Genomic DNA, 12956 nt, shown 5'->3' on the forward strand with positions numbered 1-12956 from the left:
GTGTGAAACTACGAACCGGAGCGGGGCGATAGGAGTGGAGATGAAGAAACTCCTTGCTGGACTTGCACTGCTGGTGACCACCAGCGTCACCGGATCCTTCGGCATCGTCGGCAGTGCGCGGGCCGACGACGCGCCGGTGCCCAGACCTCCCGTTCCGGGGAATCCGGATCCCGGAACCGCATACGCGTTGGGCGGTGCCCACGTGCTCGGCATTCCCTACGACGAGTACATCCGGATGACGGGCGAGCAGTGGTTTCCCGGGATGAAGCGCGTGAAGGTCGACTACCCGGCAGGGCAGGTGCAGGGCCACACCCTGGAACGTCTCTTCCCCGGTATCGGCCCGATCGGCGAGAAGATCTACCCCGGTCTCGGCCTGGACGGCCCCAGCATCGGTGAATCGGTAGATGAGGGGGAGGGAAACCTCGACGCCGCCATCCGCACGGGCGGCAAGGGAACGGCGATGGGGTTGTCCGAGGGCGCGCTCGTGCTCAACGCCGTGAAGGCGCGACTGGCCAACGATCCGACCGCGCCGCCGCCGGACCAGTTGACCTTCGCGACGTTCGGCGACCCGATCGCAAAGCATCCGTTCGGTGAGAGTTTCCTGACGCAGAACTTCCCCGTCGGCAGCGTCGTACCGTTCATGGACTACCGCATACCGGCTCCGGTGGAGAGCCAGTACCACACCGACCAGTTCATCTCCGCCTACGACAGCATCGCCGACTGGCCGGATCGGCCCGACAACTGGATGAGCGTCATCAACGCGATCGCCGGGCTGGCCACCGGTCACACCGCGATCGCGTTCACCAATCCCAGCAACGTCCCGCCGCAGAACATCAGGACGACGGTCAACTCCAAGGGCGCGACGACCACGACGTACCTGGTCCCCGAGGAACACCTGCCGTTGGTGTTGCCCTTCAAGTACCTGGGGTATGACCAGAACACGCTGAACCAGCTGGACAGGATCCTGCAGCCCATGGTGGATGCGGGTTATTCGCGTAACGACGATCCGGCGACCGCTCCGGTCACGGTGGACCCGGTGCACGGCTTCGACCCCGCGAAAGTCACCGCACCGGCCAACGAGGCCACCTTCGGTGGGGGCGCCGATCCCATGTCGGAGATCGTCAACGGCGCGATGTCCGTGCTGAACCCCAAGAGCGCAGGCTGACGGCGCTACCGAACACGACGGATTCGACTAGTTATGGACGTGATGTGATGTCGACCCAATCATCCATTCTCTCGATGCTGCATGGGCGTGCCAGCCTGCGTCCCGACGATGTGGCCTTCACGTTCACCGACTACGACCACGACCCGGCTGGTGTGGAGCACAGCCTCACGTGGGCGCAGTTGTCGCGTCGAACCGTGAATGTGGCCCGCGAGATCCGCCTCCACGGCGAGGTCGGCGATCGGGCGGTGATCCTGGCCCCACAGGGCCTCGAGTACATCCTGGCTTTTCTGGGGGCGATGCAGGCCGGTCTCATCGCGGTTCCGTTGCCGTTGCCGCATCGCGGCTCCAGCCATGACCGCGTGAGTGCGGTCGTGGCCGATACGCACCCTGCGGTGGTTCTCACGACGGCTGCCGTCGCGCAGGATGTCGGCGACTACGTCGATCAGTCGGTCATGGAGACCGCGCCGAAGATCGTCGCGATCGATGCGCTGAACCTGGATGCCGACGGCGAACCGAGCATCGAGACGGCTGAGTTCCCCAGCACGGCCTACCTGCAGTACAGCTCCGGCTCGACGCGGCTACCGACCGGAGTGATGATCTCGCATCGCAACCTTCAGGCGAATTTCGAGCAGCTGATGCGCGGCTTGTTCTCGGACGCGAATGCCAAGGCCACGCCAGTACGGACGATCGTGTCGTGGTTGCCCTTCTACCACGACATGGGATTGGTCCTCGGTGTCTGCGCGCCCATCCTCGGTGGTTATCGCGCGGTCCTGACGAGTCCCGTGGCTTTCCTGGAGAAACCGTCGCGATGGGTGCGGGCACTCGCCCAGAGTCCCGGTGCCTTCTCCGCCGCGCCCAACTTTGCGTTCGACCTGGCGGCCCGCAAGACCAAGGACGCCGACCTCGCGGGACTCGACCTCGGCGGAGTGCTCGGCATCATCAACGGCGCGGAGCGGGTGGAGCCGGCAACCCTGGAACGCTTTACAGATCGGTTCGCCCACTTCAACTTTCGGGATCACATGCTGCGGCCTTCGTACGGGCTGGCGGAGGCGACGGTCTACGTGACCAGCGGGGTCTGGAGCGAGTCGGCGGAGGTCGCCGCGTTCGACGTCGACGAGCTGTCGGCTGGCCGCGTGCGGCGCTGCGCACGTGAGGAGCTGGGCACCGGCGGCGCAGCAGGAACCAGCTCAGCGCTCGTCAGATACCAGCTGCCGCAGTCGCCGGTGCTGCGGATCGTCGACGTCGAAACGCACCAGGAATGCGCGCAGGACGTGGTCGGCGAGATCTGGGTGCACGGCGACAACGTCGCGACCGGTTACTGGAACCGGTCACCCGAGGAGCAACAGTGCTTCGGCGCCACCCTCGTCGACCCATCGCCGGGCACGCCCGCCGGGCGCTGGCTGAAAACCGGTGATCTGGGCTTCGTCTCGGGTGGCGAGCTGTTCATCGTCGGCCGCATCAAGGATCTGCTGATCATCCGCGGGCGCAACCACTATCCCGAGGACATCGAGGCGACGGTCCAGCAGATCACCGGCGGTCGGGTCGCGGCGATATCGGTTCCGGTGAACAGCACCGAGAAGCTCGTCACCGTCATCGAAGTCAAGAAGCGAGGGGAGTCGACGGTCGAGGCCGGGCAGTGGCTCACCGCCATCAAGAGCGACGTCACCTCCGCGATCTCCAATGCCCACGGGCTCAATGTCGGGGATCTCGTGCTGGTCCCGCCCGGATCGATCCCCACGACGACGAGCGGCAAGATCAGGCGGGCCGCGTGTGCGGAGCAGTATCGGCAGGACGAGTTCATCCGCCTGGATGCTTGAGCCGGTCGGGCGCTCGCTACAGCCCGGTGTACCCCGCGACCAGCAGGACACAGCCGACCGTGGCCAGTAGGGCCGCGACCTCGAAGCGGTGCCTGGCCCGCAGCCACTCGTGCAGCGTCGACAGGGCTGCCCGGGTGCGGTCAGGCGCGACCAGGTAGCAGATCAGCGGGATCTCGACGAGCCCGAACGCCACCACGTTGAACAGCAGCAGAGCGCCGACCTGCGTGGCGGCTGCCGCACCCGACGCGACGATGAGCGTCAGCGCGGCGAGATAGTCCACCGATGGCAGTGCGATGCCGAGGCCCGCGACGCCGGCTGTCCACAGTGAATGACCGTTGAGCAGTTGTCGGGTGCGCAGCGCGAGCTGGCCTGGCTCCCGGTCGGCTTTCGGCCCCACCAGGCCGGAGCCCACGGCTGCGGCGACCACCAGCACGATCGCCCCTGCCACCATCTGTGCTCTCGGCAGGGTGAAGTGGGCTGACCCCATGGCAGGCCGCAGAACGAAGAGCACCACCATGCCGACCGCGGTGCCCATCGCGAAACCACCGGTGAGGAATGTGAGCAGTTGCAGCAGCGGTCGGGGCCGGTTGAGCATCAGGACCGTCATCCCGATCCGGAACGGCTCCAGGCTGACCGCGGCGGCCATTACCAGCAGCGGCGTGATCCACATGTCGACTGGGTAGTGTCCGTCTATACGCCCGGACGAACGTGTTCACGCAGCACGGACAGGTTCGACGTGTTGGGCATGGCGTCAGGCTACTCAAACCGGCGCGCGACGGCGCGGTCTAGTTCGGTTCACGGCGAGCCTGACGGTGGCCGCCGTCGGCGACCGCGTGTGAAGATGGAGATGATATGAGCGCAACAGAATTGAGCCCGACGTCTCTGCGTGAAGCATTCGGCCATTTCCCCACCGGCGTCGTGGCTATCGCCGCCGAGGTGGAGGGCATTCGTGTGGGCCTGGCTGCCAGCACGTTCGTCCCGGTGTCGCTGGACCCTCCGCTGGTGTCCTTCTGCGTGCAGAACAGCTCCACCACCTGGCCCAAGCTCAAGGATCTTCCGGCGCTGGGCATCAGCGTGCTCGGTGAGTCGCACGACGACGCGGTGCGCTCACTGGCAGCCAAGACCGGCGACCGGTTCGCGGGCCTGGAGACGGAATCACGCGACTCGGGTGCGGTGTTCATCCACGGCACCAGCGTGTGGCTGGAGAGCACCATCGCCCAGCTGGTGCCCGCGGGCGATCACACCATCGTTCTGCTACGGGTCAATGAAATCACCGTGCACGCTGACATCTCACCGATTGTCTTCCACCGCAGCACATTTCACCGGCTCGGCGACTGAGGTTCAGGGGCGCTCGGAAAGTTCCCTGCGGTAGCCGTCGATGCGCTGCTCCAGTTCGGCGGCGTCGTCGGGGCGCCCTTCCTTGCGGGCCAGTTCCGCGCGGGCCGAAAGCTCACGGATTGCCGTGCGGATGTCGTTGACGCTGTGGGTGTGTCCCATTGTCATCGGCTGCCTTTCGTCGCTGATTGGCTGCTTACGCCGAGCCTACGCGTTGAGCCTGCGGTGAGGGCAGCCTCTACTCGGACATTCGCACCTCGCCCGCAGGATCAACGCACGATGCTCGTCACCGCTTGAACAGCTTGTTGCCCAGCCACACGATCGGGTCGTACTTGCGGTCCACGACGCGTTCCTTCATCGGGATCAGCGCGTTGTCGGTGATCTTGATGTTCTCGGGGCACACCTCGGTGCAGCACTTGGTGATGTTGCAGTAGCCCAGCCCGAACTCGTCCTGGGCCATGTCGCGGCGGTCCACGGTATCCAGCGGGTGCATGTCCAGTTCGGCGATGCGCATGTGGAACCGGGGTCCTGCGAAGTTCTGCTTGTTCTCCTCGTGGTCGCGCACCACGTGACAGACGTTCTGGCACAGGAAGCACTCGATGCACTTGCGGAATTCCTGGCTGCGGTTCACGTCTTCCTGCTGCATCCGGTATTCCCCGGGCTGCAGGCCTTTCGGCGGCGTGAACGACGGGATCTGGCGGGCCTTCTCGTAGTTGAACGACACATCGGTGACCAGGTCACGCATCACGGGGAAGGTGCGCAGCGGCGTCACCGTGACGGTCTCGGCCGGGTCGAACGTCGACATCCGGGTCATGCACATCAGCCGCGGGCGGCCGTTGATCTCGGCCGAGCAGGATCCGCACTTGCCGGCCTTGCAGTTCCATCGCACGGCCAGATCCGGGGTCTGCGTGGCCTGCAGCCGGTGAATGATGTCGAGCACCACCTCGCCGTCATTGACCTCGACGGTGTAGTCCTGCAGATCACCGCCCGTATCGTCTCCGCGCCAGACCCGCAGGTTCGCGTTGTACGCCGCCATCTCAGCCCTTCCGATCGGGGTGCTCGGCCAGTTCTTGCTCGGTGTAGTACTTCTCCAGCTCGGACAGCTCGAACGTGGCCAGCAGGTCTGCCCGCATGGGCAGCTGCGATTCGGGCGTCACCGTCACGTCCGGCACCACCTGGTCATCACCGACCGCGCGGCACACCAGCAGGGTGTTGCGCCAGTTGGCGTCCATCTCCGGATAGTCGTCGCGGGTGTGCCCGCCCCTGCTCTCGGTGCGGGCCAGCGCGGCTTTGGCGACGCACTCACTGACCAGCAGCATGTTGCGCATGTCGATGGCCAGGTGCCAGCCGGGGTTGAAGGCGCGGCCGCCCTCGACCGTGACGTTGTGCACCCGGGCCTTGAGTTCGGCGAGCTTGGTCAGCGCCTCCTCGATCTCGTCGGCCTTGCGGATGATGCCGACCAGGTCGTTCATGCACTGCTGCAGCTCGGCGTGCAGGGTGTACGGATTTTCCGGATTCGCGTGCGAATCGAACGGCGACAGTGCCAGCTGCGTGGCCTCCACGATGGCGGCCTCCGAGACGGCCGGCCGCTCGGCGAGGGTCTGCACGTAGTCGGCAGCGCCGAGTCCGGCGCGGCGGCCGAACACCAGAAGGTCACTCAGCGAGTTGCCACCCAGCCGGTTCGAGCCGTGCATCCCGCCCGAACACTCGCCCGCGGCGAACAGCCCCGGCGTGACGGCGCCGCCGGTGTCGGGGTCGACTTCGATACCGCCCATCACGTAGTGGCAGGTGGGGCCGACCTCCATCTCGTCCTTGGTGATGTCGACCTCGGCGAGCTCCATGAACTGGTGGTACATCGACGGCAGCCGCCGCTTGATCTCCTCGGTCGGCATGCGCGAGGCGATGTCGAGGTACACGCCGCCGTGTGGCGAACCGCGGCCCGCCTTGACCTCGGAGTTGATGGCGCGGGCCACCTCGTCGCGGGGAAGCAGATCAGGGGTGCGGCGAGCGGAGTCGTTGTCCTTGAGCCACTGGTCGGCTTCTTCTTCGGTCTCGGCGTACTGGCCTTTGAACACCGCGGGGATGTAGTCGAACATGAACCGCTTGCCCTCGGAGTTCTTCAACACTCCGCCGTCACCGCGCACGCCTTCGGTGACCAGGATCCCCTTCACCGACAGCGGCCACACCATGCCGGTCGGGTGAAACTGGATGAACTCCATGTTGATCAGGCCCGACCCGGCGCGCAGGGCCAGCGCGTGGCCGTCTCCGGTGTACTCCCACGAGTTCGACGACACCTTGAAGGACTTGCCGATGCCGCCGGTCGCCAGCACGATCGCGGGGGCCTCGAACAGCACGAAATTGCCCGTCTCGCGGTAATACCCGAAAGCGCCTGCGATCCGGTCTCCGTCTTTGATCAGGTCGGTGATCGCGGTTTCGTGGAACACCCGGATGCGGGCCTCGTAGTCGCCGAGTTCGGCCTTGTCCTCCTGCTGCAGCGAGACGATCTTCTGCTGCAGGGTGCGGATGATCTCCAGCCCGGTGCGGTCGCCGACGTGGGCGAGCCGCGGGTAGGTGTGGCCGCCGAAGTTGCGCTGGCTGATCCGGCCGTCCTTGGTGCGGTCGAACAACGCGCCGTAGGACTCCAGCTCCCACACGCGGTCCGGGGCCTCCTGCGCGTGCAGTTCGGCCATCCGCCAGTTGTTGAGGAACTTGCCGCCGCGCATCGTGTCACCGAAGTGCACCTGCCACGAGTCCTTGGTGTTGACGTTGCGCATAGCTGCGGCGCAGCCGCCCTCGGCCATCACCGTATGTGCCTTGCCGAACAGCGATTTGGTAACCACCGCCACCCGCAGACCGCGCTCGCGTGCCTCGATCACAGCACGCAGCCCTGCACCGCCGGCACCGATCACGACAACGTCGTATTGATGCCGTTCCAGTTCAGCCATCTATAACCCCACTACTTTGTCCATTAGGAATCAGATTGTCAGCCAACAAATCTCAGGTCGGAGATGGTTCCGCTGGCGACCAGCATGATGTAGAAGTCGGTGAGCACCAGGGTGCCCAGCGTGATCCACGCGAAAAGCATGTGTCGCGTGTTGAGCTTGGACACCTGGGTCCAGATCCAGTAGCGGACCGGATGTTTCGAGAAGTGCTTGAGCCGCCCGCCGGTGACGTGCCTGCACGAGTGGCACGAGATGGTGTACACCCACAGCAGGATCACGTTGACGAGCAGGATCAGGTTGCCGAGGCCGAATCCGAAACCGCTCGCGGTCTTGTCCGAATGGAAGGCCACGATCGCGTCGTAGGTGTTCACCAGTGAGATCAGCACCGCGACGTAGAAGAAGTACCGGTGTGCGTTCTGCACGATCAGCGGAAGTCGCGTCTCCCCGGTGTATTTCGCGTGCGGCTCGGCTACGGCGCAGGCGGTCGGTGACTGCCAGACCGACCGGTAGTAGGCCTTGCGGTAGTAGTAGCAGGTGAGCCGGAAGGCCAGTAGGAACGGCAGGGAGATGAACGCCATCGGGATGAACCACGGCAGGGCGCCCACCCAATGCCCGAAGTGGCTGGCCCCCGGCGCGCACGCGGTGCTCACGCACGGCGAGTAGAAGGGGGTCAGGTAGTGGTACTGCGGAACCCAGTAAGCGCTGCCCCAGAACGCCCGGATGGTGGCGTAGATGACGAACGCGGCCAGTCCGAGGTCGGTCAGCAGGGGAGCCTGCCACCACCGGTCGGTCCGCAGCGTGCGCTCCGGAATCTGGGCGCGCGTGGGGGAGAAGACCCCGGTCGCACGACGGTCGTCGGTGGGTGCGCTCACGGTTCCCTTTCGTAAGGTTCAGTTGTTGTGTGAGGCGTCAGATGCCCCGGCGTCCTACTAGCCGCTGACGCCGCCATCACTGATGTCGCCCCAGAACTCCCGGTCGTATTGGGTGTCGGGGATCGCGATCTTCTCGCCGGCGGATGTCGGCTGCGTGCAGCCGTGGCGCATCGCGAGTTCGTCGGCGTCGATGTTCAGCCGGTCGATGTCGAGGAGGATGCGTTCGACGTCATTGGTTATGCGGCGCGTGGCCGGCGAGTCACCGTATTTGGCCGCCAGTGCCGTGACCGAGCGACGCATATCGCCGATCAACTTGTGCAGTTCGGCGAATTCGGTTGTGGTGGACATGTGACCTCCTTGGGCTGAAGGGTGTCATGAATCACAGTACGACAACCGATGCTAGCCACATCACCAGTTGAGAGTGACGCGGGTCACGTTGAGAGTCGGAGGTATGCAGGTGCCCCAACAAGCTCTGTCCCAACAGGTTCTGCAGGACCGTGCGACGGCCCTGCTGGCGCTGCACCAGCCGGGCAATCCCGTGGTGTTGCCCACGGTGTGGGACGCCTGGTCGGCGAAGATCGCCGTCGAGGCGGGGTTCGAAGCACTCACGCTGGGCAGCCATCCGGTGGCCGATTCGGTCGGGAAGGCCGACGGCGAGGGTATGACGTACGACGAGTTGACGGCGCGGGTGGCTCAGATCAGTGGGGCGGTCGACGTGCCGATCTCGGTCGACATCGAATCCGGTTACGGCGAGACGCCGCAGCGGCTCATCGACGGTCTGCTGGCCGCCGGCGCGGTCGGGCTGAACATCGAGGACACCGTGCATAAGGAGGACAAACGCCTGCGCAGTCCCGAGGAGCACGCCGCGTTGGTCGGTGAGCTGCGCAAGGCGGCTGACGCGGCAGGGGTGCACGTTGTGATCAATGCGCGGACCGATCTGTTCCTGCGGGAGGACGGTTCGGAGGCCGATCGCGTCGAACGCGCCGTGGCCCGGCTGAAACTGGCTGCCGACGCGGGTGCGGACTGCCTGTATCCGGTGGGACGCCATGATCCGGACACCATGCGGCGCTTGACATCTGAGCTGCCTCTGCCGGTGAACGCGATCGCGATACCCGAGGCCGACGATCCGAAGTCGTTCGGACCGCTCGGCGTCGGCCGGATCAGCTTCGGGCCGTTCCTGCAGCGGGCCCTGACTCCGAAGGTGAACGAGCTGCTGATCCGCTGGCGCTGAACGTCCCCTGTGCGTCCATAATGTGACCAAGGGGTCACGAGAACAGGACGCATCATGGGTCGGGGTAGAGGTTTCGCGATGACGGCGTCCGTGGTGGCCGTCGCAATGCTCGGCGCCGGTGTCGCCGCGGCGGATTCGGGTTTGACGATGGTGCCGCTGCAGGCGCAGATCAGGCATTGTGACTTCGCCGCGGCGGAGCACCTGACCGGGTACGGCGCCGGCACCGGCTCGGGCTTTGTCGACGTCGGCGCCGACGGTTCGGGCACAGTGCGCGCCGACGTGCGCATGCAGACCGCGGTGCCCGATACGACCTATCAGGTGCGGCTGATTCAGCTGCCGCGCGTGTCGTACGCCACGTGCAATGCCGGTGATCCGGGCGTGGCGATCGGGGTTATGCACACCGATGCGGTGGGCTCGGCCTCGACCACCGTGATCGGGCCGCTCATGCAGGGTGCAACGGGTGCGTACGTCGTCATCGAGGGTCCGCCCGCAACAGGCAAGTTCATTCCCGAGACTTACAGCTCGACCTTCATCGCCCGGATCTGAGGCGCAGTGGTGAAGCCCGTGTAATGCGTTGATGTCCACCGGCTTTCACGGGCATCGGCGCGGCGGCGTCGGCTTGGGGTGATCCCGTCGCGCCGCCGACCTGGCGCGAAGCCCTCTTGTGCGCGGATAATGTGGCCACGATCACACAACGAGCATGTGAGGCGCAGATCATGGCCAGGCATGGGATTTGTCCAGTGATAGTCGTAGTGGTTGCAGCCGCGGCACTGGGTGGCGCGGGCACCGCAGTCGCCGGTGCGGGTTCGGCGATGACGATGGTGCCCCTGGACAACCAGATCAAGGACTGTGACCTGGTTACCCCGAGGTATGAGCTGACCTACGGCACTGCTTCGGGGTTCGCCGATATCGGCGCACCGGACTCGGGTTCGGTGCGCGCCGAGGTGCATGTGCAGACCGCGGTGCCCGACTCCACCTATCAGGTGCGGTTGGTTCAAGTGCCACGCTCCTTGGCGGCCCCGTGCGACCCGGGTGACGCCGGGATGACCGGCGGGCTGATGTACATCGACGGTCTGGGCAACGGTTCGACCACCGTCACGGGCCCGCGGATGCCGGGTGCGACCGGTGCGGGCGTCGTCGTCGAAGGGCCGCCCCACCCGGGCCGCCTGCACGGCGACATCTACACCTCGTCGTATATCGCCGCGATCTGAGCGCTGATCCCCGGACCGGTGGAGCTCCGTTGAGCTCCAACGGCGTTCGTCGTCGACGACGTCAGCCGAGCCGGATGCGCACGGCAAGGCCCGCGCACGCGATCACCGCGGCGCCACCCAGCACCGTCAACCAGGTCACGGGCTCGTGCAGCAGCAGCGCTGCCCAGCAGATCGTCATCACGGGCTGGACGAGTTGCACCTGGCTGACTTGCGCCATCGGACCGATCGCCAGTCCCCGGTACCACGCGAAGAAGCCGAGGTACATGCTGACCGCGGCCAGATAGCCGAAGGCCGCCCACTGTGCCGGCGTTGCATTCGGCGGCTGCTGGACGACGGCCACGGCGGTCAGCACCAGCATCACCGGGGCCGCCACCACCAACGCCCACGACACGGTCTGCCACGCTCCGAGCTCCCTGGCCAGCAGGCCGCCCTCGGCATAGCCGACAGCTGCCGCAGCCACGGCGCCGAACAGCAGCAGGTCCGCCCAGCTCAGGTGCCCGATTCCGCCGCCCTGCACCATGGCGAACACCACGGCGGCAGCCGCACCGATGGCGGCTGTCGCCCAGAACGCCGCAGGCGGATGCTCGCGGCTGCGCAGGACAGCGGTGACTGCGGTGGCGGCGGGCAGCAGCGCGACCACGACCGCACCGTGGCTGGCCGGCGCGACCGTGAGCGCGTACGACGTCAGGAGGGGGAAACCGGCGACGACGCCCGCGGCCACCACCGCAAGGCGCACCCACTGGGCGCCGCGGGGCAGCGATTGCCGCGTGACGGCCAGTGCCGTGGCGGCCAGGGCGGCGGCGACGACGGCTCTCCCCGCACCGATGAACAGCGGCGAGAGCCCGCCGATGGCGAATCGGGTGAAGACGATGGTGAACGAAAATGCGACCACGCCCAGCAAGCCCCACAACACACCGGCTTGGGATAACGGTGGTCGCACCATCACGGTAGCGCTACTCTTGTCCGACATGGATAACGATAGCACTGAGCGCATCGTGGCGGGCCTGCGACAGTGGATCGCCGCCGCGGCGCCCGGCGCGCAATTGCCGCCCAATCGTGCGCTCGTGGCGCAGTACGGGGCCAGCCCGGTCACGGTGCAGAAGGCCATGCGCGCTCTGCGCGGCCTCGGGCTCGTGGAATCGCGGCCCGGGGTAGGCACGTTCGTGCGGGCCCTACGCACCGCGCGGCCGCCCGATTACGCCTGGCAGACAGCGGCTTTGGGCTCGCCTCAGGTCCGCCTGCCGGGCCCGTCCACGCCGATGCGCAGCGCGGCACCCGATGTGATCGGCCTGCATTCGGGTTATCCGGACCGGGAACTGTTGCCCCAGCGCTTGGTTCGCGCCGCCGTGGCGCGGGCTGCGCGCTCCGACGCCGCGCTGACCCGCTCCGACGCCGCGGGCCTGGCCGAATTGCGGGCGTGGTTCGCCGCCGAACTCGCCGAATCGTGTCCGGTGGGGGTGACTCCGCCGGCCGCTCGCGACGTGATCGTGTTGCCCGGCAGCCAAAGTGGCTTGAGCTCGACCTTTCGGGCCCTGGTCGGTTTCGGGCAGCCGATGCTCATCGAATCCCCCAGCTACTGGGGAGCGATGCTTGCCGCCGCCCAGGCCGGGGTGCGGTTGGTCCCGGTCCCGAGCAGCTCGAGCGGCCCCGATCCCGACGAGCTGGCGCGTGCCTTTGCGCAGACGGGCGCCAGGCTGTTCTATGCGCAACCGAATTTTGCCAATCCGACTGGCGCGCAATGGGATTCTGAGTTGGCGCGGGAGGTGCTCGACGTCGTGCGGCGCCATGGTGCCTTTCTGCTGGAGGACGACTGGGCGCGTGATTTCGCCATCGACTCGGCCGCGAGCCCGGTGGCCGCACTCGACGACGCCGGCCACGTCATTTACCTGCGCTCGCTGACCAAGAGTGTGTCGCCGGCGATCCGGGTGGCGGGCCTGGTGGTACGCGGACCGGCACGGGAACGCATCCTCGCCGACCGGGGCGCCGAATCCATGTACGTCAGCGGACTGCTGCAGGCGGCCGCGCTCGACGTCGTCACGCAGCCCGCCTGGCACTCGCACGTGCGAGATCTGCGCCACCAGTTGCGTCAACGGCGTGACCTGCTCGTCTCCGCCGTCGCCGAACACATCCCCGCCGGGCACCTGGACCGGGTGCCCCGCGGAGGCTTGCATCTGTGGCTCAGGCTTCCCGATTCCACCGACCTCGACAGGCTGGTGCGCGACTGCGAGACCGACGGTGTACTGGTCGCAGCGGGCGCGGAGTGGTTTCCGGCGGAACCGGCGGGTGCATACCTGCGGCTGAACTACTCCGGGCCTGAGCCGGCGCGGTTCGTGGAGGGGGCCAAGGTGGTCGGTGCCGCGCTGGCCAGGCAGGCGGGGTAGCG

14 protein-coding genes are annotated in these 12956 nt (G+C 66.6%); 7 read left to right on the forward strand and 7 right to left on the reverse strand.

The genetic code is table 11. The features are described from left to right. The first annotated feature begins 40 nt into the window (after nt 1-40). Nucleotides 41-1165, forward strand: a complete 1125-nt coding sequence (pe, locus tag RMCB_RS34705) for an acyltransferase PE (protein WP_072278604.1) — start codon at nt 41-43, stop codon at nt 1163-1165. 47 nt (nt 1166-1212) lie between these two features. Further along, entirely contained in the window at nt 1213-2982 is a 1770-nt protein-coding gene (locus RMCB_RS34710) for an AMP-binding protein (RefSeq protein WP_072278605.1), read from the forward strand. Nucleotides 2983-2998: 16 nt separating this feature from the next. On the opposite strand, the gene RMCB_RS34715 is transcribed toward RMCB_RS34710, so the two are convergent. After that, nucleotides 2999-3652: a GAP family protein gene (locus RMCB_RS34715; protein ID WP_062832376.1), complete on the reverse strand. Its 654-nt coding sequence runs from the start codon at nt 3650-3652 to the stop codon at nt 2999-3001. 182 nt (nt 3653-3834) lie between these two features. Here RMCB_RS34715 and RMCB_RS34720 point away from each other — a divergent pair, with 182 nt between their 5' ends. Continuing rightward, the gene (locus RMCB_RS34720; RefSeq protein WP_062832377.1) at nt 3835-4320 is read left to right on the forward strand and encodes a flavin reductase family protein; all 486 of its coding nucleotides are present in this window, start codon (nt 3835-3837) and stop codon (nt 4318-4320) included. Nucleotides 4321-4323: 3 nt separating this feature from the next. Here the strand turns inward: RMCB_RS34720 and RMCB_RS36215 are convergent, their stop codons facing one another. The 5 genes from RMCB_RS36215 to RMCB_RS34740 form a co-directional block, all read right to left on the reverse strand. Beyond that, nucleotides 4324-4485, reverse strand: a complete 162-nt coding sequence (locus tag RMCB_RS36215; protein ID WP_165606374.1) for a hypothetical protein — start codon at nt 4483-4485, stop codon at nt 4324-4326. 118 nt (nt 4486-4603) lie between these two features. After that, nucleotides 4604-5353 carry a succinate dehydrogenase/fumarate reductase iron-sulfur subunit gene (locus tag RMCB_RS34725; RefSeq protein WP_062832378.1) on the reverse strand — a complete coding sequence of 250 codons (750 nt, stop codon included), beginning with the start codon at nt 5351-5353 and terminating at the stop codon, nt 4604-4606. A 1-nt stretch (nt 5354) separates the two neighbouring features. Next, the gene (locus RMCB_RS34730) at nt 5355-7262 is read right to left on the reverse strand and encodes a fumarate reductase/succinate dehydrogenase flavoprotein subunit (RefSeq protein ID WP_062832379.1); all 1908 of its coding nucleotides are present in this window, start codon (nt 7260-7262) and stop codon (nt 5355-5357) included. A gap of 38 nt (nt 7263-7300) precedes the next feature. Beyond that, nucleotides 7301-8131: a succinate dehydrogenase subunit SdhC gene (locus tag RMCB_RS34735; protein ID WP_029371592.1), complete on the reverse strand. Its 831-nt coding sequence runs from the start codon at nt 8129-8131 to the stop codon at nt 7301-7303. A gap of 57 nt (nt 8132-8188) precedes the next feature. Then, nucleotides 8189-8479, reverse strand: a complete 291-nt coding sequence (locus tag RMCB_RS34740; protein WP_029371590.1) for an Rv0250c family protein — start codon at nt 8477-8479, stop codon at nt 8189-8191. A 103-nt stretch (nt 8480-8582) separates the two neighbouring features. On the opposite strand from RMCB_RS34740, the gene RMCB_RS34745 reads away from it, so the two are divergent. The 3 genes from RMCB_RS34745 (at nt 8583) to RMCB_RS34755 (ending at nt 10573) form a co-directional block, all read left to right on the forward strand. Next, nucleotides 8583-9362 (forward strand): isocitrate lyase/PEP mutase family protein, encoded by a 780-nt coding sequence (locus RMCB_RS34745; protein ID WP_201028395.1) that lies wholly within the window; start codon nt 8583-8585, stop codon nt 9360-9362. A gap of 78 nt (nt 9363-9440) precedes the next feature. After that, a complete protein-coding gene (locus tag RMCB_RS34750; protein ID WP_109784527.1) occupies nt 9441-9908 on the forward strand; it encodes a hypothetical protein in 468 nt (155 codons plus the stop codon). A 194-nt stretch (nt 9909-10102) separates the two neighbouring features. Next, a complete protein-coding gene (locus RMCB_RS34755; RefSeq protein ID WP_234792360.1) occupies nt 10103-10573 on the forward strand; it encodes a hypothetical protein in 471 nt (156 codons plus the stop codon). A gap of 61 nt (nt 10574-10634) precedes the next feature. Here RMCB_RS34755 and RMCB_RS34760 read toward each other — a convergent pair whose 3' ends face one another. After that, nucleotides 10635-11543: a DMT family transporter gene (locus RMCB_RS34760; RefSeq protein ID WP_062832381.1), complete on the reverse strand. Its 909-nt coding sequence runs from the start codon at nt 11541-11543 to the stop codon at nt 10635-10637. On the opposite strand from RMCB_RS34760, the gene RMCB_RS34765 reads away from it, so the two are divergent. Further along, nucleotides 11542-12954 carry an aminotransferase-like domain-containing protein gene (locus tag RMCB_RS34765; protein ID WP_072278606.1) on the forward strand — a complete coding sequence of 471 codons (1413 nt, stop codon included), beginning with the start codon at nt 11542-11544 and terminating at the stop codon, nt 12952-12954. The genes RMCB_RS34760 and RMCB_RS34765 overlap by 2 nt on opposite strands. Nucleotides 12955-12956 lie beyond the last annotated feature (2 nt).

This window comes from Mycolicibacterium brisbanense (genome assembly GCF_001570425.1).
In the GTDB taxonomy this organism is placed as follows: Bacteria; Actinomycetota; Actinomycetes; order Mycobacteriales; family Mycobacteriaceae; genus Mycobacterium; species Mycobacterium brisbanense.

What these genes read in the sequence shown, in the direction of transcription:
- pe (WP_072278604.1), top strand. Translation starts at nt 41, where the DNA reads ATGAAGAAACTCCTTGCTGGACTTGCACTGCTGGTGACCACCAGCGTC.
- RMCB_RS34710 (WP_072278605.1), top strand. Translation starts at nt 1,213, where the DNA reads ATGTCGACCCAATCATCCATTCTCTCGATGCTGCATGGGCGTGCCAGC.
- RMCB_RS34715 (WP_062832376.1), bottom strand. Translation starts at nt 3,652, where the DNA reads ATGTGGATCACGCCGCTGCTGGTAATGGCCGCCGCGGTCAGCCTGGAG.
- RMCB_RS34720 (WP_062832377.1), top strand. Translation starts at nt 3,835, where the DNA reads ATGAGCGCAACAGAATTGAGCCCGACGTCTCTGCGTGAAGCATTCGGC.
- RMCB_RS36215 (WP_165606374.1), bottom strand. Translation starts at nt 4,485, where the DNA reads ATGACAATGGGACACACCCACAGCGTCAACGACATCCGCACGGCAATC.
- RMCB_RS34725 (WP_062832378.1), bottom strand. Translation starts at nt 5,353, where the DNA reads ATGGCGGCGTACAACGCGAACCTGCGGGTCTGGCGCGGAGACGATACG.
- RMCB_RS34730 (WP_062832379.1), bottom strand. Translation starts at nt 7,262, where the DNA reads ATGGCTGAACTGGAACGGCATCAATACGACGTTGTCGTGATCGGTGCC.
- RMCB_RS34740 (WP_029371590.1), bottom strand. Translation starts at nt 8,479, where the DNA reads ATGTCCACCACAACCGAATTCGCCGAACTGCACAAGTTGATCGGCGAT.
- RMCB_RS34745 (WP_201028395.1), top strand. Translation starts at nt 8,583, where the DNA reads ATGCAGGTGCCCCAACAAGCTCTGTCCCAACAGGTTCTGCAGGACCGT.
- RMCB_RS34750 (WP_109784527.1), top strand. Translation starts at nt 9,441, where the DNA reads ATGACGGCGTCCGTGGTGGCCGTCGCAATGCTCGGCGCCGGTGTCGCC.
- RMCB_RS34765 (WP_072278606.1), top strand. Translation starts at nt 11,542, where the DNA reads ATGGATAACGATAGCACTGAGCGCATCGTGGCGGGCCTGCGACAGTGG.
- RMCB_RS34760 (WP_062832381.1), bottom strand. Translation starts at nt 11,543, where the DNA reads ATGTCGGACAAGAGTAGCGCTACCGTGATGGTGCGACCACCGTTATCC.